Source organism: Streptomyces venezuelae, assembly GCF_008642275.1.
Lineage (GTDB): Bacteria > Actinomycetota > Actinomycetes > Streptomycetales > Streptomycetaceae > Streptomyces > Streptomyces venezuelae_E.
Genome location: NZ_CP029189.1, coordinates 2,768,875 through 2,787,545, shown reverse-complemented (window position 1 = coordinate 2,787,545; position 18,671 = coordinate 2,768,875). Strand labels below are relative to the sequence as shown.

Genomic DNA, 18,671 nt, shown 5'->3' with positions numbered 1-18,671 from the left:
CGTTGAACCCGTGTGTCCAGCTCTCTCCTGCGCAAGGCCCTGCTCGGCCTCGCCGCGTGCGCGGTGGCCTTCTTCATCACCCTGGGCGTCATCGCCGTGCTGCCCCCCGCCGTCCAGGACACCGTCCCGCCCGGCGTCCTCGGCGGAGCCGTGGTGGTCCTGGGGGTGACGACCGCGCGCCGCTTCACGCGGCGGGCGCGTTAGCCTCGTCCGGAGACGTTCGAACGGCTGGAGGACCCCACCATGGCGCAGATTCCCACCTCGGCAGTAGCGGCGGCCGGCCTGGTCGGCGGCTACGCCACCGCCCGCTGGACCGGCGTCCGCCCCCTCGGCGGCGTGGTCCTCGCGGCCGCGGGCACCGTAGCGGCCCGCGAATGGCACCGCCGCACGACCCCGACGACGACGGCCCTCCTCGGCGCGGCCTACGTGGCGGCCTTCGCGGGATCACACCCCTTGGCGAAGAAGATCGGCGCCTGGCCGGCGGTCTTCACGGCGGCAGCCGCGGTAGCCACGGCCGCCTACGCCACGGCGGACCGCTAGGCCGTCCCGCCGATGGCCGGCAGGCCAACCGTGACCGCGCGACCGGAGCTACTTGGATGCGGCTGACAGCAGAAAGCCGACATCCTGGTGTCGGCCCGCAGCTTGAAGAGCCGCGGTGATGTTCAGCACGGCTTGTCTGTCGGCACGCTCGCTGACGCCGGCGAGTACAGATTCCGCGGCCTCGTGCAACCCGGCCTCCCTGCATGAGGCCACCGCTTCGATGATCTGATGCGCGCTCAGCGTCTTACCGGCGCGCCACAGAAGGAAGCCAGCGTCCCGGTGCCTGCCTTCAGCAAGGAAGCGGGTCACTGTTTCGAGCTCCGTCCATGCTGCTCTTGAGAGTCCTGTGCGCTGCCGGTCCCCCTCTGCAGGGGGGACCGGCAGCGTGTTTTCTGGCGGGACGGCGTGTGCTGTGGAGCAGGAGCGAGCCTTCGCACGGGCGGTGAGGAGATGGGCGCGGGAGCGCAACCGGTGAGTAGCGCGAGCCGGTATCAGCGTGGAAGCCGGCGGATCACCGTCGGGTCCATCTGAGGGCTGCACGCTGGCAGAGTGTGGCAGGCAGTCGCAGTGCTGAATCCGGGCGCGTCGCCGTAGCTCCAGCAGCTCCCCAAGCGTGCAGGGCAGTTCCGTTCCCTGCTCTGAGGCATCTGCCTGCACGGCGGTGAAGAAGGCGCCGAGCAGCGATTCCTCCGGTATCCGGCCACCGTTGAGGTGGTTGGAGAGGCTGGAAGCTACGAGGAATGCCTGAGCAGCGATCTCAGCCTGCGTCCGGTTCGTGCAATCGCGCAGCCTGCGAAGCATGACTACGAGTCTCCGGTGGTCCTCGGGCAGGTCTGGGAGTTCCTTCCACCTGGTCTTGCGCGGCACCGTCTCTCCATTCATGCCGGGCTTCTTCATAGACCGAAGTCTTGCTGCAACCACAGCTGTTGGCGAAGCGCCGGGCGTTTCCTCTGCCCTCGATACCGGACTGATGCTGGCTTCTGGGCCTGCGCGTCGGCAAGAGTTGAGCCATCCGCTGAAGCTGCCGGTGGGGGTATCGGTCCCCGGACCCTGCTGAGCAGCTCCTGTATGACCGGATTTAGGAGAGACTCGATGGGTCTTCCGTCATGGACGGATCAAAAGCTCGGCACCATGAAGCGCGCGGCGCTGTGGCTCGTCGCTGTGGTGGGGGAAGGGAATGCCTTCACCAAGGAAGACGTAAAGGCCGCGTTTCCCGGGGTCAGCCAGGCCGACCGCCGGGTGCGTGATCTGCGTGACTTCGGCTGGAGGATCGACACCCATCGCGAGGACGTCACTCTGGGGCAGCACGAACAGCGTTTCGTGGCCCAGGGGGAACCGGTCTGGGAGCCCGGCAAGGGGACGAAGCCGGGAAGCTCGATCACAGACACCCAGCGCCGCGAGGTGCTCGCCCGGGACGGACACCACTGCCGGTCCTGCGGAATTACGCCCGGTGAGACGTTCGCGGGTACCTACGAGTCGGCCCAGCTCGATATTGCGCGGCGCCCGGTGCTGCTGCCCGATGGAAGCAGCTCGGTGGAACTCGTGGCCGAATGCAACCGTTGCCGGGTCGGTGGGCGTGGCCTGACCGCCGACTTGAAGTCCGTCCTCGACCGGCTGGGCCGGCTCGGAGCCTTGGAACGCGCAACGATCTCCGACTGGCTCGTCGCGGACACCCGCGAGTTCGCGGAGGTGGAGCGGCTGTGGGCAGACATCCGGACCTTGCCGGCTGACGCCCGGGGCAGGGTCCGTGAAGCCCTGGCGCTACCGTCGGCGTAACGCCGGCCACGCGGCTGGGGGTCGCGCACGACCCCCGGTCCCGCCCCTTGCACACCCACGCACTTGTACTGGAGGCAACACACCGTGAGCATGGACTTTGGCCGACCGCCCCGTGCCGCTGAGAACCAGGAACTGGTTGAGAAGCGGCTGCAGGAGGCTGCCGCTGGCCAGGGGCTTCAAGAGACTCTGACCATTGAGTGGCGGACCAAGCCGATGGTCGTCCAGGTCATCGACATGCCCATCGATCAGGTGTACTTCAACCCTTCTACGCACCGGATCCGGGCGCAGCGCAGCTTCGACCCTGACCGTGACGAGCTGCTTACGGCTGATGCATGGAGTGAGGAAAGCCAGGACTACCTCCGCCACCTGCTGCAGGCACTGCCTTCGAACCCGGGCAAGCGTGACGGTGACTTCGACGACCTTAAAACCAGCCTTAAGGAGTACCGTCAGAACGAGCCGGGTCTCATCACCCGGGACGGAATCCTAGTCAACGGCAACACCCGTGTGGCAGCCCTCCGTGAACTCGGCGTGCTCAGCGTCCGCGTAGGAGTATTGCCCGAGACCTGTACATGGTCCGACATCAATTCGGTCGAGCTCTCGCTGCAGCTTCGGCATGACACCCGCCGGCCGTACTCCTACATCAACCGGCTTCTCACGATTGAAGAGCAAGTCGGCAATGGCAGGCCGCTCGCGGACATTGCGAAGGAGTTCCGGATCAGGCCCGAAACGGCCAAGCAGGACCAGTGGGTGCTGACCACGCTGAGGGATTTGGTGAACCGCTCCAATACGGGGGCAGTTCAGCTCAAGCTGATGGACTTTGAGGATCAGCAGGAGAAGCTGCGCGAGCTGCACGGGGCCTTTGTCAAGGAGTCCAAGCAGAACCCGGGGCAGGCTGACCTGCTAAAGGAGAACAAGCTCGCTCTGATCGTCCTCGAATTCTCCAAGACGGACGTCCGGCTCGCCGACGTGGACTTCAGGGCGCGCTACCTGCACCGTCACCTTCCGGAGCAGCTGAAGCAGCCCCCAGCGGCACCCGTTGCGCGCGTCATCCCGGGCCTGAACCGGAGTGTGGGAGCCGAGAGTCCCCAGGTTGCCGCCGCCAAGGCATTCACCAACGTGCTACTGCAGGCCAAAGCTGTGGAGAAGGCTCCCGGGGCAGTGCCCCGGGAGCAGGCAGACGAAGCGGCCGCCATCTGGAAGCAGGCCAAGGACGCGGTTGAGGAGGCACTCGTGCCGGCGGGCAAGGACGCCCGGGTGCGCAAGCGCAAGCAGGCGGCCCCGGACCGGCTGCATGATGCCGTCCAGGACATTGACCAGTGTGTTACGGACCTGGCGCTGGCCCGCGCCTCGCGCAGTCTGGACGAGGAGAGCCTCGACGAGGCGGTACTGGCCTTGAAGGCGAGCCTGCTCAAACTGGCACGGGAGACCTCGCGCAGTGTTGAGGAACCCGGTGACGGGGTGGCGTGGCTGCTTGCCGCGATGCGGCAGGGGGCGGAGTGAGCGAGGTGACAGAACCCTCGTTGCGGCTTGGCTTCGACGTATCCCGCACCAAGGCAGTGCTCCAGGCGACTGCGCCGTATGCCACTGACCTGACCCATCTGGCAGCAGGCTTCCCGGAGGGCGTGCGGCTCGGGCTGCTGATGGTGGAAGTTCCGCTCGATGGATTCCTGACAGGCCTCGACGTCTTGTCGGACTGGCCGGCCGCGGAGTCCGTCCACTGGGACGGTGATCTCTTTACGCTGGTCAACGACGTGCTTGATGATGCGGATCAGGCGGAGGGCTATTTGGGACAGGGGGCGGCCGAGTCTGCTGTCCCGAGCGATGAGTCCGTCATGGAAGCCCTGGGCCCGGGCTGGCAAGCAGATCTGACACCTTTTCAAGTCAGGGATATCGGCCACCTGCTGTCCATGCGCCATGGTGCGAACTTCAGTGTTCCTGGTGCCGGGAAGACCAGGGTTGGCCTGGCTGTCTACGCGGCCATGAAGGAGCGCGGGCTGGCGCGGCGCCTCTTGGTCGTGAGCCCCAAGTCCGCTTATGAGTCATGGCTGTCGGAGAGCCGGGAGTGCTTCGGTTCACCCCCGGCCATCCGGATCATGGGCGGTCTGCCCGATCCGCACGCAGAGATCCTGGTGGTCAACTACGAGAGGCTCGACCGTTCGCTTGCCGGTCTGGCCGGATGGCTGCGCGCGGTGCCCTCGATGGTCATCCTGGATGAAGCGCACCGGATGAAGCTCGGAGCGCAGGGAACGTATGGCAGCGCCTGTATGGCGCTGGGTCCGCTCAGCCGCCGCCGCCTGATCCTCACAGGCACGCCAGCTCCGAACGGAGCGCGTGATCTGGAGAACCTGCTTTCGTTTGTCTGGCCCGGCCACGGGCGTCGCGTCGTCACGCAGGCTGTGGCAGGCGGCGATCTCGCGCGCGCCAGTTCGGTGCTGCGGCCGCTTTTCACGCGCACGACCAAGAGTGAACTGGGACTCCCGCCCTTCCAGCCGGTAATCCGGACGGTAGAGCTGGATGGTCTGCACCGGGAGATCTACGACGCACTGGTCGGGCGCTTCACTGCCCGGGCTGAAGCGTCAAGAGATGACTTCGATGCTCTGGGCAAGGCAATGCTGCGGCTCTTGATGGCTGCGACGAGTCCAGCCCTGCTGGTGGAAGGCAGCAGCAGATACGAACCTCTCAGTTTCCAGGTGCCCCCTTTGGAGGCAGCGGAGGATGAGTCACTGTTCACGCTGCTGCACAAGCTTCCCCAGCACGAAATGCCGCCGAAGTATCAGGCCGTGCGGGACATCGTTTCCCAGAACGCGGCAGCAGGGCGCAAGACCTTGGTGTGGTCGACCTTTGTCCGGAATATCACGAGCCTTGAGCGGCTGCTCAGCGTCTATCGGCCTGCCGTAGTCCACGGGGGGACACCGGATCGTGAGGAGCAGATCAGACGCTTCCGGCAAGATCCTGACTGCTGCGTCCTGATCTCTAATCCGGCCACTCTCGGAGAAGGCATCAGCCTCCACCGGGAATGTCACGACGCCGTCTATGTCGACCGCGACTTCATGGCTGGGCGCTTCCTGCAGAGCCTCGACCGGATCCACCGTCTGGGGCTGGCACCCGGCACTGAGACGCGCGTCACTGTGCTCGCCTCCGGCGGGACCATCGATGAGGTGGTGACACTCCGCCTGGCGGAAAAGCTTGAGTTCATGGGCGCCATCCTGGACGACCCCGCCGTGCGGCAGCTGGGCGATCTGCAGGAGGAGCGGCCTGTGGCAGCAGGTATGGACGACGCCGATATGCGGGCGCTGCTGCATCACATGGGAGCCGCCAGGGTGTGACGAGGGCGTCGAGTGGGAGCCCTGGGCTGCGAGGCCAGTGCGTCAGCATGGGCCGAAGTGCCGCTGGTGTCGGTGGCAGGTGCGACACTTGCCTGTCTGCATCTGCCACACCAGGAGGACTCGATGGGAGCCGGCGATCACACGCTGACCTCGATTGAGATTTGCGCGGGAGCCGGGGGGCAGGCCATCGGCCTCCACCAGGCGGGTTTCAGTCACCTTGCACTCGTCGAGATCGATCAGCACGCGGCGGCGACGCTGCGCCGCAACGTTGACGACCGCGACGGCTGGCAATTCGAGCGAGATTATTGCGACGTCATTCAAGATGACGTGAACAACTTCAAGCCCATGGATAACCTCAAGAAGCCGCTCAAATATTTTGAGCGGCCCTTGCGGCGCGGCGAGCTCAGTCTCCTGGCTGGCGGTGTTCCTTGCCCTCCTTTCTCGCATGCTGGTAAGCAGCTGGGTAAGGACGACGAGCGTGACCTGTTTCCGCGCATGCTTGACCTCGTGGATGAAGTGCTGCCGCATGCGGTCATGATTGAAAACGTTCGCGGAATCAAGGATGACAAGTTCGAGGAGTATCGAACCTGGGTAGAGGCCCGGCTGCAAGGCGGCGATGCGGTAGATCCCCAGACCGGCGTTGAGAAGCATTACGAGGGCGCTGGTTACAAGGTGTGTGGATGGCGCGTCCTGGAAGCGAGTACCTTCGGCGTTCCGCAGCTGCGCCCGCGCGCGATTCTCGTGGCAATCCATAAGGATGTCCTCGGCGGCCAGGAGTTCCAGTGGCCTGCCCCGCAGGAGGAGATCCGGACTGTCCGTGATGCGCTCGACGAGACGATGAAGGCCAGGTACGCGCCCTTCCTGCAGCAGGGCGGGGAGAGCGAGCGCAAGGCCCGGGAGGCGCTCGAACGGTGGCAGGGCAAGAGCGGCGGTATCGCGCCCACCCTCGTCGGCGGGTCGAAGAAGCATGGGGGAGCGGACCTGGGGCCCAGCCGCGCCAAGGCAGCGTGGAGGCACCTTGGCGTCGACGCTCTGGGCGTCGCCAACTCGATTGTGGAGCTCGAAAAGAAGCAGAGCGAAGACCGCGATCTGTTCCGGCCTGACGGCCCGATGCTCACCGTCCAGCAAGCCGCTATCATTCAGGGCTTTCCGCCGGAGTGGGACTTCGAAGGAGACCCTGAGCGGGAGAAGACTCCGGGCAAGACGGCTCAGTACCGGCAGGTCGGGAATGCCTTCCCGCCGCCCGTGGCACAGGCGGTAGGCGAATCGATCGCGAAGGTTCTGCGTCTAGCCGGCCCGATGACCATCGGCGAGCCGGAAGGCGGCATCTAGCCTGCCGTGGTCCGGGGGCGGCTACGCCGCTCCTGGACCGCGGAAGCGATCCCCTCAGCGCACGCGGCGGGCTCCTCGTGTTCCCAGAAACGGAGCACGAGCCAGCCGGCTTCTTCGAGTCTCCGGTCCGTGTCGCGGTCCCGGGCTATGTTCCCCGCGACCTTTCCTGACCAGTAGCCCGGGTTCGTCTTCGGAGACACGTAGTGCTCCGGACAGCCGTGCCAGTAGCAGCCGTCGATGAAGACCGCTACCCGCGCGGGCCGGAAGATCATGTCGGCTGTCCTGCGAAGATCAGGAAGGGGGCGGGCAGCGATCCGGTACCGCAGCCCCTTGGCGTGCACGAGGTGCCGGATTGCCTTCTCCGGTTTGGTGTCACGGCTCCGGATGGCCTGCATGTTGCGTCGGCGCGCGGCGGTGGAAGCCCAGGAACCCTCAGGAGGCTGCCAGGGCGTTTCATCCTGCACTTTCGTGCTCTCCATCTGTCCTCAGGGCAATCCAGTCCTCTGGCCCCAGCGTAATCGCGTGGGCCGCGGCGGTGTCCCGCTGCTCGGGGAACTTGCCGCACAGGAGGGTGAGACCGTCCTTGGCCAGTCTGTTTCTGACGCCGCGGGCTCTTCGCAGCGGATCGTGCCGTCCGGCGCCCACTGTTGAGATCACACTGCGGGGGATGATGTGACCCGCGAGGTACCGGAACATCAGCGTGAGGCGCTCCTCCTGCCCGGGCTTCTCGGCCAGGACGCGGCTCGTCTGCTCCGGTGTGAGCAGCGTCAGAGGATTGACGGGCAGTGGGGTCCAGTCGTAGAGCGGAACGCTCCACTTGTCCCAGGCCTGCACCGCGAGGCCCCGCTTGCCATCCCGGTTCCCTTTGCCCCGGTAGAGCCAGGATTTGTGTGTACGGACCAGCCAGGAACGGTGCCGGTTGCGGCCAAGCTGTATCTGGGTGCAGATGCAGAGGTGGCAGTGCGCCTCTGAGGGAATGGCCCAGTTCGCTCCGACGGTCGCCTTGATATCAACGGGGACGCCAGCTATCAGGGTGTCGAGAGGTGCAGCTTTCGGGAGACTGAAGGAACGCAGGACCTCGTACTCCAGTTTCGCGCCCACGGATGCCCTCTCTCCAGGGTGCACCTCGCCGGACTGGAGGTCGTAGCGGCCTGTTCTGGCACCGTCAAGCACATAGTCGATCGCGTTCGCGATGGCCCCTGTGTACAGCCCAGCGACATCGTGCGGGGCCAGCCAGCTGAGGACGTCCTGCAGCTCGGAGTCCTCGGCTGGCGCACGCAGAATGTGCTCACCCGTGTTGGTGCCCATGCAGAGATCCCCCGGCTCCTGGAGGACGAGGCGGCCCCGGCTCATCTGCCGCCGGTCGTGCCGGTGTCCCCGTGGCACTCCGCGTACGGCTTTCCCGAGGTGCACCAGCAGGAAGCCGTGGGTGTGGGGGGCCACGGGGTGGCCTTGCCGCGGGCGGCCAGGGTCGTGGCGTATTCGGCCAGGAGGGACGGGGAGGCCGGGGAGGTCTTCTCCGATGCGGCGAAGGCCTCGTAGGAGGGGACGCTCGCCGTGACGATGCCCAGGTTCGTGGTGCCCGAGGCGGCCAGGGCGCGCAGCGAGCTCTCGATCTCCCTCAGGTGGGCCTCGTGCGAGGGGTACTCGGAGGCGAGGGTCGGGTAGCTGCTCAGCAGCTCCGACAGTTCGCGCTGCGGCCAGTGCAGGATCGCCACCGGGAACGGGCGGGACAGGGCCGCGCGGCGGTCGCCCAGTTCGGCGCGCAGGCGGGCGATCTCGGCGCGCAGTTCGGCGGGGTCGTCGGAGCCCAGGGCCCAGATGCGCTTCGGGTCGTGGAGCTCGTCGAGGGGGATCGGGCCGATGTGGCGGGTGTCCGCGACCATGTCCCAGTCGTCGTGGGGGAGCCCGAGGAGGCGGCGTACGCGGTGGCGGCCCGTGAGGAGGGCGGTGGTGGCCGGGGTCAGCGGGTCGTCCTCGGCGATCAGGAGGGTGGCCGCCTCGGTGAAGCAGTCGTGCGAGGCCTCCAACTCGTCGTGGGCCTCCAGGGCTTCCGCGATGACCTCCCACGGTGCGGGTTCCTTGGGTGAGGCGGCGCGGATGCCCGAGATGAGGGCGCGAGCCTCCGCCTCGTGGCCGTACTCCCACAGGTTCGCCGCCTGCAGGGCCTTGATCAGGTGGGGGTCGGCGGGTGAGGAGGAGAGGAGTTGGTCGTAGAGGGCACTCGCCCGGTCGCGTGCGTCGGCCAGTTCGAGGTGGGCCGCGGCCTGGAGGAGCAAGGGCTCCTGGTCCTCGGGGTAGCGGGTCGCCGTGCGGATGAGGCGCTCGGCTTCGGCGATGTGCTCGGCAGGCGTGTCGGGGCGCATGGTTCACACCGTACTGCCGCTGGTCAGTTGGCGGGGGAGGACTTAAGGTGCCGCCCGTGCGAGATCGCGTACCCGTGGTGGTGCAGGGGGGCGGCCGGCGGGCGCGCCGGGCCGGTCTCGCGGGCGTGTTGTGGGCGGGCGCCGAGCTGATCGTCACCGTGGGGGTGGTGGTCCTGTTGCTGGTGGTGCACCAGGTGTGGTGGACCAACCGGCAGGCCGCGGCTGCCGCGCAGGAGCAGGTCCAGGAGCTGGAGCGGGCTTGGGGGGATGAGCCCGCCGCTGGTTCCGCAGCCGGGGTGGGTGGCGGTAACGGTGACGGTGACGGTGGGGTTCCGGTGGTGGGTCCGGAGCCGAGTGCGCCGGCGGGCTCCGGGGCGGCGGTGCCTGCGGCGACGCGGCCCGCCGGGACCGGCGCCCGGCCCGCCGCCGGGGCGTCCGAGCGGGACCGGGCGTACGCCGTGCTGCGCGTGCCGCGCCTCGGGCTCGTCGTGCCCGTCGCGCAGGGCGTCGACAAGCGGACCGTTCTGGACAAGGGCTACGCCGGGCAGTACCCGGGGACCGCCGGGCCCGGGGCGCAGGGGAACTTCGCGCTGGCCGGGCACCGGAACACGCACGGCGAGCCGTTCCGGTACGTCAACCGGCTGCGGGCGGGCGACGAGCTGATCGTCGACATCCGAGGGCACCGGTACACGTACGTGGTCGGCAAGATCCTGAGCGAGACCACGGCGCGGGACACCGGGGTGATCGCGCCCGTGCCGCGCAGCGTGGTGAAACCGGACCAGGGGTACAGCGAGCCCGGGGCGTACATCACGCTCACCACCTGCACGCCCGAGTACAGCTCGAAGTACCGGCTGGTGGTCTGGGGGACCCTACTCAGGTCTTCCTGAGCTTGATACTTCCGGGCGATGGATCTGTCGGTGGGCGTGGTTATCATCGATTTCGTACGGGAGTTCGCGCGCGGGAGTGGAGAGGGGGAGGTCCGTATGGCTCGACGAGATCGACGTGGCGGCCGCCTGCTGTCCTACGCCTTGTACGCGCGGACCTCGCGGCTCCTTGCCCTGCTGCTCCCGCTCATGCTCCTCGGGGGACTCCTCGGGCTGTTCGCCGGGGAAGGCGGGCTGGGCGCCGTGGTGGTCGCCCTCGCGGCCACCGTCGCCGTGGGCACCGCGGCTCTCGCCGCTGCCGCGCGGCTCGTGCGGCCCGTGCCGCCGCACCGAATACGCACCGCGATCCGTGACCGCGAGCAGCGCACGGCTTTCCTGCCGCAGCGTGATCCCGATGCCTCGGGCCGGTCGAGGCCCAGGGCGCCCGGCCGTCTCGTCCCGACGGCCGCGTAGGGGCGCGCAGTACTTCTCGCTTTCTCCTGACTGATCACTGTCGTCGCCCCTCGCGGGTCGTCGCGCCGAAATGCACCTCTTTCGACGTTCGACGAGACCCTCCGGAGGGCCCGCGTGTCCGTTTTCACCCACCTTGTTGCTGAGCTGGGCCGGCTTCTGGAGCCGGTGCTGGCGCAGTCCGCGACCGCTGCCGCGATCGTGCTGTTCACCGTGCTCGTAAGGCTCGCGCTGCACCCGCTGAGCCGGGCCGCCTTCCGCGGTGCGACCCCGGCTGCCGGCTGTCTGCCCCTGCTGCTGCAGCTGCCGGTGTTCTTCCTCATGTACCAGGCGTTCTCGTCGGGGGGCGAGCTCCTGAACCACCGGCTGTTCGCCGCGCCGCTGGGGTCCCGGTGGACCGAGGCACTCGGGGAGGGCGGCCCCTTCGGGGCGCAGGGGCTGGTGTTCCTCGCACTGTTCGGGGCGATCGCGGTGGTGGCCGCCTGGAGTGCGGTGCGTGGCCGCCGGTCGGCAGCCGCGGCCGCGGGCGCGCAGGCTGCTGCCGCCGCCTCCGCCCCGAAGAAGAAGCCCGCCGGGGGTGCGGCGCTGCCCGAGCTGAGCGCCGAGCAGCAGGAGGCCATGCGCAAGCTGGGCGGCGTACTGCCCCTGCTGTCCTTCGGGACGCTGATCACGGCAGCCGTGGTGCCGCTGGCCGCCGGGCTCTACCTGCTGACCACCACCGCGTGGTCGGTGGCGGAGCGGGCCTGGCTCGAACACCGCAAGGCGCGCGCCGCCGAGCGTGCGGCCCTGCCCGCCGCCGGGCGGCCGGCCGACGGAGTGGTGCGTTCCAGTCCGTGAACAGGGTCTTGCGGATTGGGTGGACATCTTGGAGGATCAGCCAAATCCTCCGATGGCCGCAACCCATCGGCCGGCCCTGGGTACGCCCTGGGCCGACCACCCACGACCACGGGAGAATGCCCATGAAGCTGCTGCGTGTCGGACCCGTAGGGTCGGAGCGCCCCGCGCTTCTCGACCGGGACGGGACCCTGCGAGACCTGTCCGGCCTGATCACGGATGTGGACGGCGGCCTGCTCGCGGACGACGCCGTGCTGACCCGGGTACGGGACGCGGCCGAGTCCGGTGAGCTTCCGGTCCTGAACGGCGAAGGCCTGCGCATCGGTGCCCCGGTCGGCCGCATCGGCAAGGTCGTGGGCATCGGCCTGAACTACTTCGGCCACGCCGCCGAGATCGGCTCGGAGCCGCCGACCGAGCCGATCCTCTTCCTGAAGGCCCCGGACACCGTGGTCGGCCCCGACGACACCGTGCTGATCCCGCGCGGCAGCGTGAAGACCGACTGGGAGGCGGAGCTCGGCGTCGTCATCGGCAGCACCGCCCGCTACCTGGACTCCGCCGTGCAGGGGCTCGCGCACGTCGGCGGGTACGTGCTGGTCAACGACGTCTCGGAGCGCGAGTTCCAGACGGAGCGCGGCGGCACCTGGGACAAGGGGAAGAACTGCGAGACCTTCACCCCGATCGGCCCCTGGCTGCTCACCGCCGACGAGGTCCCGAACCCGCAGGTCCTGGACGTGAAGCTGTGGGTCAACGGTGAGCTCAAGCAGGACGGCAACACCTCGGACCAGATCTTCCCGGTCGGCGAGGTCGTCCGGTACCTGAGCCACTTCATGACGCTGTACCCGGGCGATGTCATCGTCACCGGTACGCCGGGCGGCGTGGCCATGGGCCAGCCGGAGCCGAAGCCGTACCTGCGGGCCGGTGACGTGGTGGAGGTGGAGATCACGGGTCTCGGCCGTCAGCGCCAGGAGTTCAAGGGCGCGTAGGCGGACGCGGCCGGCCCCGCAGTCGGACGCGGACCGGGGCGGGCAGGGGCGGGCTGCCAGTGGCGGCCGCGACCCTGCCCCTGCCCCGGGGTGCCGGTGTGCCTGGGTGCCTCTTTGCCCGGGTGCCCCTTCGCCCGGGTGCGCGTGTGCCCGGGTCCGCGTGTGTCCGGGCCCGGGCGTCCTCGTACCCCTCCCCTCGACCCCGGCCGCCTCCCGGGCTTTCAGTCCGAATCGGACACCGTGGCGGGGATTTCCACGATCACGCCCTCCTCGGACGACCGGCGGGCCGCCTCCAGTACGTCGAGGCAGGCCGCGGCCTCGTGCGCCGTCACGGGCGCGGGCCCGCCCGTGCGCAGCGCGGCGGCCACCGCCGCGTAGTACGCCGGGTAGTCGCCCTGCTCGGTCGGGACCGGGATCCCGCCGCCGGTCAGCGGGGACTCGCCGGAACCGAGCAGTCCCCACAGGTGCGGGGGCTCCTCTCCCCAGGGCAGGTCCCCGTCCGGCCGCAGCCCCTCGCGCAGGGCGCCCTCCTGCGGGTCCAGGCCGTACTTCACGTAGCCGGCCCGCGAACCCAGCACGCGGAACCGCGGTCCGAGCTGGGCGGTGGTCGCGCTGACGTAGAGGTGGGAACGGACCCCGTTCGCGTGCGTGATCGCGATGAAGGTGTCGTCGTCGGTCTCGGCGCCCGGGCGGCGCAGGTCGGCCTCGGCGTAGACCCGTACGGCCGGGCCGAACAGCACCAGTGCCTGGTCCACGACGTGACTGCCGAGGTCGTACAGCAGGCCGCCGATCTCCTCCGGGGCGCCCGACTCGCGCCAGCCGCCCTTCAGCTGCGGGCGCCAGCGCTCGAAGCGGGACTCGAAGCGCTGGACCTCGCCGAGTTCGCCGTCGGCGATGAGGCGGCGCACGGTGAGGAAGTCGTTGTCCCAGCGGCGGTTCTGGAAGACGGAGAGGAAGGTGCCGCTGCGGTCCGCGAGGGCGGCGAGGGCGCGGGCCTCGGCGGCGGTGGCGGCGAGCGGCTTGTCCACGACCACCGGGACGCCGGCTTCGAGGGCGGTGGTGGCGAGCGGCACGTGCGTCCGGTTGGGGGAGGCGATCACGACCAGGTCGAGGTCCCGTTCCCACAGCTCGGCGGCGGAGGCGGCGATGTGCACGTCCGGGGACTCGGTACGGGCCTGCGCCTGCCGGGTCGGGTCGGAGGTGACGACGGTGTCGAGCGTGAGCCCGTCCGTGGCGGCCACGAGCGGGGCGTGGAAGACGGAGCCGGCGAGTCCGTAGCCGACGAGGCCGACGCGCAGCGGGGCGGGGGAGGGGGAAGAGTCAGAGGAGGCGGGGGTGCTCATGGGACCACTTTGGCAACAGTGTTGCTGAAGTGCAAGGAAGGTGGACAATGGTCGGGTGAACACGGGTAGCGGGGACAGTCGTGGCGGGGTGAACCTGCCGGCGCTGCGCGGGTACAACGAGGCGCTGCTGCTGGATCTCCTGCGCGGCGCCGGCCCGGCGGGCCTGGGCCGCGCCGATCTCGCGGCCCGTACGAGACTCACCCCGCAGGCCGTCAGCAAGATCACGGCCAGGCTCGGTGCGGACGGGCTGATCGCGGAGGCCGGGCGTGCCGCGTCCACCGGTGGCAAGCCGAGCACCCTGCTCAGGCTGGTGCCGGGTGTACGTCACGCCGTCGGCGTGCATCTGGACCGCGACGAGCTCCGTGCGGTACGGGTCGACCTGGCGGGCCGCGTCGTCGCCGAGAGCGGTGGCCCGCTGGACTTCGGGGCCGGCCCGGAGGCGGCGGTGGACGCGGTCGTACGGGCGGTCGCGAGGCTCGGGGACCCGTCCGGGCTGCCGCTCCTGGGCGTCGGGGTGGCCGCACCGGGACCGCTGGACCACCGGGCCGGGGCGATGGGGCGGGTGACGGGGTTCCCGAGCTGGAAGGGCTTTCCGCTGCGGGGGGTGCTGGAGGGGCTGCTGGGCCTGCCGGTGCTGCTGGACAAGGACACCAACGCCGGTGCGGCCGCGGCTGCCGGGGCATGGCTCCGGGCCGCCTGGCCGGATGCGGATGCGGACGGCGCGGGCGTGGGCGTGGGCGTGGGTGCCGCGCGTGCTGCCGGGCCGGGCGTGCGCGTCGGCGTCGGCGCGGATGTGGAAGCCGATGCCGACGCGTATGGGAGCGGGTCCCGCACCTGTGTGTACCTGCACGTCGGGACCGGGCTCGGCGCGGGGTTGTGGCTGGGCGGCGGGGTCTACCGGGGTGCGCGCTCGGCGGCGGGGGAGTTCGGCCACCAGGTGCTCCTGCTGGACGGCCCGCCGTGCCGGTGCGGTGCGCGGGGCTGCGTGGAGGTGCTGTGCCTGGGCGCGGTGGCCCGGGGGGATCTTTCCGAGGCGGCGCGGATCCTGGGTGAGGGTGCCGCCAACCTGGTCGCGCTGCTGGACGTGGACCGTGTGCTGCTCGGTGGGCGCGTGGTGGCGGCGGCGCCGGAGGTCTTCGTGGCCGGGGTAGGGGCCGTTCTCGCGGCCCGCGCGCTGGACCCGGCCCGGCCGGTGGTCGCCCTGGCGGGGGCGGGTGTGGCGGAGGGCGCGGCGGAGCTGGCGCTGGCGCCGTTGTTCGGGCGTCCGGGGTGAGGTGTCGCTGCGCGGTGTCGCGGCGCTGAGCCGTGCGGTGTCGCGGCGCTGAGCCGTGCCGTGCTGCCGAACCCGGGCTCTGCCCAGCCCCGCGCCTCAATCGCCGGCGGGGCTGGGGTGGCTGCCGGTGGCTGTGCCGTGGGTGGTGGCGACCCGGGTACCGCGCCTCAGTTGCCGGCGGGGCTGGGGTGCCGCTGCGGTCTGTGACGCCACGGTGGCGGGCCGAGGGGCGTGCATCGAGCGCTGGGGTGGCTGCCGGAGGCTGGTCCTCCGCTGTCGGCGGGTGCACCGTGGCCGGGGGCCGCGCCTCAGCCGTCGGTGGGGTCGCGATGGCCGGCCGGGTCTGCACCCTGGGGTGGTGGCGAGACGGGTACCGCGCCTCGATCGCCGACGGGCCGGAGTCGCATCGCGTGTCGGCGGGGCTCGGGGGGCTGCCGGGGTGGCTGTGGGGGCGTCGTGGGCGGGGCTGGGGCTCTAACGGCGGTGCGGGGCTTGACCTCATCCACCATTCGGGCGTAAACCGGATCAACTCAGGCGTGGCTCCGGGTGGGGCGTCGCGCGGGGGTGGCAGGGTGCGGGCAGGGCCGGGGTGATTGTCACCTCGTCCGATCATCGTCCCGTCCGGCGAGCAGCGAAGGTCTTCCATGCGACTGCGCAAAGCCCTTGCCCTCACCGCCGCCCTCTCCGCCGCACTGGTCGCCACCACCGCGCCCACCGCCGGAGCCGACATCGGTGCGGGCGGCGGGCGCCCCGCGCCCGCGCTGCCCTCGCGCACGCAGGCCACCTGCGGCGACGGGAAGAGCACCGCGTTTCCCATCGGAGCGCGGATCCGCGGCGGCCCGGCCGTGTACCGCACCGGTGCCGGCCTGCAGACCTGGTACCTGGACCTGACCAACACCACCAACTCCGAGTGCACGGCCATCCACCCGATCGTCGTCTTCACGGACAAGGCCCGCACCCTGCGCCCCGCGCACCTGCGCATGGAGTTCGACGCCCCGGGCGGTACCTTCCCCGTCAGCCTGGAGAGCAGCGACCGCGACGAGATCATCGCCGTGTTCGACGGCGGGGACGCCTTCCCCGGTTTCACCGTCGGCCCCGGCGGTTCCCGGACCGTCAAGGTGGGTCTCTCCTTCGCGCCCGACGCGCCCGTCGGCGAGGTCGTCGCCGACGCCGCCCTGGTCCAGCGCAAGGGCGACGACGGCGACTGGATCGGTGAGGCGGGCGGCTACCGGTTCTCGGTCGAGGGGCCGGAGGAGCCCGTCGAGGCGGGCTCCCTCGCCCACACGGGCCCGCGCGAGTGGGTGTACGGCACGGGCGCCGTGGCCGCGCTCGTCACCGGTGGCGGCCTGCTGCTGGGGGCCCGCCGACTGCGCCGCCCCGCCCCCTGACGATCCCCGGTCGTCGATCCCCGGTCGTCGACCCCCTGCCGTCGACCCCCTGCCGTCGACCCCCGACCATCCCCACCCCGCCCGTACCCCCGCCGCCCCGCGGCGGTGGCGTACGCCCCGCATAGAGTCCCACCGTGGAAGAACAGACCCAGCGGCACCGCCCCGGCTCACCCGTGCGTTCCGGCATTCCCGAGCACGGCCGCATCCCCAAGTACTACGCCGTCAAGGCCCGCATTGCCGAGCTCCTCGACGAGCTCGGCGAGGGCGGCACCCTGCCCACCGAGCGGGATCTCGCCGAGCGGTACGAGGTGTCCCGCGAGACCGTCCGACAGGCCCTGCGCGAGCTGCTGCTGGAGGGCCGGCTGCGTCGATCCGGCCGCGGGACCGTCGTCGCCGGCCCCAAGCTGGAGCAGCCGCTCTCCCTCGCCAGCTACACCGAGGGCGTGCGCCGCCAGGGCCGCCGTCCTGGCCGCCATCTCATCGGCCTGGAGCAGTTCCCCTGCCCGCCCGACCTCGCTCCCGGCATCGGGGCCGAGCCCGGGGAGCCCGTCTGGCACCTGGAGCGGGTCCTGCTCGCCGACGACGAGCGCGTCGGCCTGGAGAGCACGTACATCCGGGTGGCCCGGGCCCCTCGCCTGGACGGCGACTTCCAGCCGGACTCCTCCTTCTACGGCTACCTCCGCGACAGCCTCGGCATCTCCTTCGGCGAGGCCGACGAGAAGCTGGAGACGGTCCTGGCGACCCCGCGCGAAGCCCTGCTGATCGGCACTCCGCCCGCTCTGCCCATGCTGCTCATCCACCGTTTCTCGCGGGACCAGGACGGCCGGCCGCTGGAACGGGTGCGTTCGCTTTACCGTGGTGACCGGTTCAGTTTCACGACCCGCCTGCGGGCCGAATAGCAGCCCGCCAATCCGAACACACCAAATGAAAAGGGGCATAGTTAAGTCACAAAAAGATAACGGGTCTAGTCCAAGCTTCGAGGGCTGTTCACCGGCACGTCGCCGGACCGCTCCTCCCGGGTCACGGACCCGACCCACCGTTGGCGGCGTGAAAGTCATAGTCGTCGGAGGCGGCGTGGTCGGCACCATGCACGCCTGGCAAGCAGTGGAACGCGGCCACGAGGTCGTCCAGATCGAGCGAGAGGCGGAGGCCCGCGGCGCGTCCCTGCGCAATTTCGGCCAGATATGGGTCAGCGGACGCGCCGGGGGAGAGGAGCTCGACACCGCCCTGCGGGCCCGCGAGCTCTGGGAGCGCATCGGCGCGGAGGTGCCGGGCCTGGGCTTCCGCGCCAACGGCTCCCTCACCCCCGTCCGCACCCCGCGTGAACTCGCGGTCGCCGAAGCGGCCCTGGCCCGCCCGGACGCCGCCGCCCGCGGTTACGAACTGCTCACCGCGGCCCAGGCCCGAAAGGTCAACCCGGCCCTGCGCGGCGCGTTCGAAGCGGCCCTGTGGTGCGAGCGGGACGCGGCCGTCGAGCCGCGCACCGCCCAGCTGCACCTGCGCGAGGCCCTGCGGGCCCGGGCGGACGGCCGCTACACCTTCCTCCCCGGGCGCGAGGTCCGCGACGTGACCGGCCCCGGCACCGTCCGCGACGACCACGGCGACGTCCACCGCGCCGACACGGTGGTCCTGGCCACCGGTGCCTGGCTCTCCGGCCTGGTCCGCGAACTGGCCCCCGACCTGCCCGTGCGCCGCGTCCGCCTGCAGATGATGCAGACCGACCCGCTCGGCGAACCGCTGACCACCTCGGTCGCGGACCCCGACAGCTTCCGCTACTACCCCGCCTACCGGTCCCCCGCGCTCGACGTCCTCAACGCCGAGCAGGAGCAGGCGCCGGTCGCCGCCGAGCACAAGATGCAACTGCTGATGGTCCAGCGCCGAGACGGCGGGCTGACCATCGGCGACACCCACGAGTACGAGCACCCCTTCGCCTTCGACACCCTCGAAGACCCCTACGAGCACGTCGCCGCCGTGGCCGAATCCTTCCTCGGCCGTCCGCTGCCGAGGATCCGCCACCGCTGGGCGGGCGTGTACGCGCAGTGCACCGACACCACCCGCGTCGTCCACCGCCAGCAGGTGGCCGACGGCGTCTGGCTGGTGACCGGACCCGGCGGGCGCGGCATGACCTGCTCGCCCGCCATAGCCGAGACCACCGCGAACGAACTGGGCTGGTAAG

19 protein-coding genes are annotated in these 18,671 nt (G+C 70.2%); 14 read left to right on the top strand and 5 right to left on the bottom strand.

From position 1 onward, the window contains the following. The first annotated feature begins 12 nt into the window (after positions 1 to 12). On the top strand, positions 13 to 204 hold the full coding sequence (locus DEJ51_RS11990) for a hypothetical protein (RefSeq protein WP_150257590.1): 192 nt from the start codon (positions 13 to 15) through the stop codon (positions 202 to 204). 39 nt (positions 205 to 243) lie between these two features. Then, entirely contained in the window at positions 244 to 540 is a 297-nt protein-coding gene (locus DEJ51_RS11985; RefSeq protein ID WP_150257589.1) for a hypothetical protein, read from the top strand. 48 nt (positions 541 to 588) lie between these two features. On the opposite strand, the gene DEJ51_RS11980 is transcribed toward DEJ51_RS11985, so the two are convergent. Further along, entirely contained in the window at positions 589 to 1,437 is an 849-nt protein-coding gene (locus DEJ51_RS11980; protein WP_150257588.1) for a hypothetical protein, read from the bottom strand. 195 nt (positions 1,438 to 1,632) lie between these two features. On the opposite strand from DEJ51_RS11980, the gene DEJ51_RS11975 reads away from it, so the two are divergent. The 4 genes from DEJ51_RS11975 to DEJ51_RS11960 all read left to right on the top strand — a co-directional run bounded on the left by DEJ51_RS11975 (position 1,633) and on the right by DEJ51_RS11960 (position 6,974). Beyond that, on the top strand, positions 1,633 to 2,316 hold the full coding sequence (locus DEJ51_RS11975) for a hypothetical protein (protein ID WP_150257587.1): 684 nt from the start codon (positions 1,633 to 1,635) through the stop codon (positions 2,314 to 2,316). Positions 2,317 to 2,400: 84 nt separating this feature from the next. Further along, positions 2,401 to 3,816, top strand: coding sequence for a transcriptional regulator (locus DEJ51_RS11970; RefSeq protein ID WP_150257586.1), 1,416 nt, complete (start codon positions 2,401 to 2,403; stop codon positions 3,814 to 3,816). Beyond that, the gene (locus DEJ51_RS11965; protein ID WP_150257585.1) at positions 3,813 to 5,642 is read left to right on the top strand and encodes a DEAD/DEAH box helicase; all 1,830 of its coding nucleotides are present in this window, start codon (positions 3,813 to 3,815) and stop codon (positions 5,640 to 5,642) included. Before DEJ51_RS11970 ends, DEJ51_RS11965 begins: the two co-directional genes overlap by 4 nt. Before the next feature lie 123 nt (positions 5,643 to 5,765). Further along, entirely contained in the window at positions 5,766 to 6,974 is a 1,209-nt protein-coding gene (locus DEJ51_RS11960; protein WP_150257584.1) for a DNA cytosine methyltransferase, read from the top strand. Here DEJ51_RS11960 and DEJ51_RS11955 read toward each other — a convergent pair. From DEJ51_RS11955 to DEJ51_RS11945, 3 genes are read right to left on the bottom strand one after another with little or no spacing between them, the layout of a single operon-like run. Beyond that, positions 6,971 to 7,453 carry a very short patch repair endonuclease gene (locus tag DEJ51_RS11955; protein ID WP_150257583.1) on the bottom strand — a complete coding sequence of 161 codons (483 nt, stop codon included), beginning with the start codon at positions 7,451 to 7,453 and terminating at the stop codon, positions 6,971 to 6,973. The genes DEJ51_RS11960 and DEJ51_RS11955 overlap by 4 nt on opposite strands. Further along, positions 7,428 to 8,282: a NaeI family type II restriction endonuclease gene (locus DEJ51_RS11950; RefSeq protein ID WP_190620333.1), complete on the bottom strand. Its 855-nt coding sequence runs from the start codon at positions 8,280 to 8,282 to the stop codon at positions 7,428 to 7,430. The genes DEJ51_RS11955 and DEJ51_RS11950 overlap by 26 nt, the downstream gene beginning before the upstream one ends. Before the next feature lie 41 nt (positions 8,283 to 8,323). Continuing rightward, positions 8,324 to 9,340, bottom strand: coding sequence for an SEC-C domain-containing protein (locus DEJ51_RS11945; RefSeq protein WP_150257581.1), 1,017 nt, complete (start codon positions 9,338 to 9,340; stop codon positions 8,324 to 8,326). Between the two features lie 56 nt (positions 9,341 to 9,396). Here DEJ51_RS11945 and DEJ51_RS11940 point away from each other — a divergent pair, with 56 nt between their 5' ends. The 4 genes from DEJ51_RS11940 (at position 9,397) to DEJ51_RS11925 (ending at position 12,491) form a co-directional block, all read left to right on the top strand. Next, entirely contained in the window at positions 9,397 to 10,227 is an 831-nt protein-coding gene (locus tag DEJ51_RS11940; protein WP_150257580.1) for a class E sortase, read from the top strand. A gap of 96 nt (positions 10,228 to 10,323) precedes the next feature. Continuing rightward, positions 10,324 to 10,677, top strand: a complete 354-nt coding sequence (locus tag DEJ51_RS11935; protein WP_150257579.1) for a DUF6412 domain-containing protein — start codon at positions 10,324 to 10,326, stop codon at positions 10,675 to 10,677. A gap of 114 nt (positions 10,678 to 10,791) precedes the next feature. Beyond that, positions 10,792 to 11,511, top strand: a complete 720-nt coding sequence (locus tag DEJ51_RS11930; RefSeq protein ID WP_150257578.1) for a YidC/Oxa1 family membrane protein insertase — start codon at positions 10,792 to 10,794, stop codon at positions 11,509 to 11,511. Positions 11,512 to 11,633: 122 nt separating this feature from the next. Beyond that, the gene (locus DEJ51_RS11925) at positions 11,634 to 12,491 is read left to right on the top strand and encodes a fumarylacetoacetate hydrolase family protein (protein WP_150257577.1); all 858 of its coding nucleotides are present in this window, start codon (positions 11,634 to 11,636) and stop codon (positions 12,489 to 12,491) included. A gap of 221 nt (positions 12,492 to 12,712) precedes the next feature. Here the strand turns inward: DEJ51_RS11925 and DEJ51_RS11920 are convergent, their stop codons facing one another. Further along, positions 12,713 to 13,834: a Gfo/Idh/MocA family oxidoreductase gene (locus DEJ51_RS11920; protein ID WP_150257576.1), complete on the bottom strand. Its 1,122-nt coding sequence runs from the start codon at positions 13,832 to 13,834 to the stop codon at positions 12,713 to 12,715. Between the two features lie 55 nt (positions 13,835 to 13,889). Between DEJ51_RS11920 and DEJ51_RS11915 the strand changes: the two genes are divergently transcribed. From DEJ51_RS11915 to DEJ51_RS11900, 4 genes are all read left to right on the top strand, one after another. Beyond that, positions 13,890 to 15,107, top strand: a complete 1,218-nt coding sequence (locus tag DEJ51_RS11915; RefSeq protein ID WP_223835768.1) for an ROK family transcriptional regulator — start codon at positions 13,890 to 13,892, stop codon at positions 15,105 to 15,107. Between the two features lie 644 nt (positions 15,108 to 15,751). Then, entirely contained in the window at positions 15,752 to 16,495 is a 744-nt protein-coding gene (locus DEJ51_RS11910; RefSeq protein WP_150257574.1) for a hypothetical protein, read from the top strand. 134 nt (positions 16,496 to 16,629) lie between these two features. Further along, a complete protein-coding gene (locus DEJ51_RS11905) occupies positions 16,630 to 17,394 on the top strand; it encodes a GntR family transcriptional regulator (RefSeq protein WP_150257573.1) in 765 nt (254 codons plus the stop codon). A gap of 148 nt (positions 17,395 to 17,542) precedes the next feature. Further along, positions 17,543 to 18,670, top strand: coding sequence for a TIGR03364 family FAD-dependent oxidoreductase (locus tag DEJ51_RS11900; RefSeq protein ID WP_150257572.1), 1,128 nt, complete (start codon positions 17,543 to 17,545; stop codon positions 18,668 to 18,670). Position 18,671: the final 1 nt, after the last annotated feature.

Coding starts and splice junctions, on each gene's coding strand:
- DEJ51_RS11960 (WP_150257584.1), top strand. CDS start 5,766: ATGGGAGCCGGCGATCACACGCTGACCTCGATTGAGATTTGCGCGGGA.
- DEJ51_RS11955 (WP_150257583.1), bottom strand. CDS start 7,453: ATGGAGAGCACGAAAGTGCAGGATGAAACGCCCTGGCAGCCTCCTGAG.
- DEJ51_RS11910 (WP_150257574.1), top strand. CDS start 15,752: ATGCGACTGCGCAAAGCCCTTGCCCTCACCGCCGCCCTCTCCGCCGCA.
- DEJ51_RS11920 (WP_150257576.1), bottom strand. CDS start 13,834: ATGAGCACCCCCGCCTCCTCTGACTCTTCCCCCTCCCCCGCCCCGCTG.
- DEJ51_RS11975 (WP_150257587.1), top strand. CDS start 1,633: ATGGGTCTTCCGTCATGGACGGATCAAAAGCTCGGCACCATGAAGCGC.
- DEJ51_RS11945 (WP_150257581.1), bottom strand. CDS start 9,340: ATGCGCCCCGACACGCCTGCCGAGCACATCGCCGAAGCCGAGCGCCTC.
- DEJ51_RS11985 (WP_150257589.1), top strand. CDS start 244: ATGGCGCAGATTCCCACCTCGGCAGTAGCGGCGGCCGGCCTGGTCGGC.
- DEJ51_RS11935 (WP_150257579.1), top strand. CDS start 10,324: ATGGCTCGACGAGATCGACGTGGCGGCCGCCTGCTGTCCTACGCCTTG.
- DEJ51_RS11980 (WP_150257588.1), bottom strand. CDS start 1,437: ATGAAGAAGCCCGGCATGAATGGAGAGACGGTGCCGCGCAAGACCAGG.
- DEJ51_RS11950 (WP_190620333.1), bottom strand. CDS start 8,282: ATGGGCACCAACACGGGTGAGCACATTCTGCGTGCGCCAGCCGAGGAC.
- DEJ51_RS11925 (WP_150257577.1), top strand. CDS start 11,634: ATGAAGCTGCTGCGTGTCGGACCCGTAGGGTCGGAGCGCCCCGCGCTT.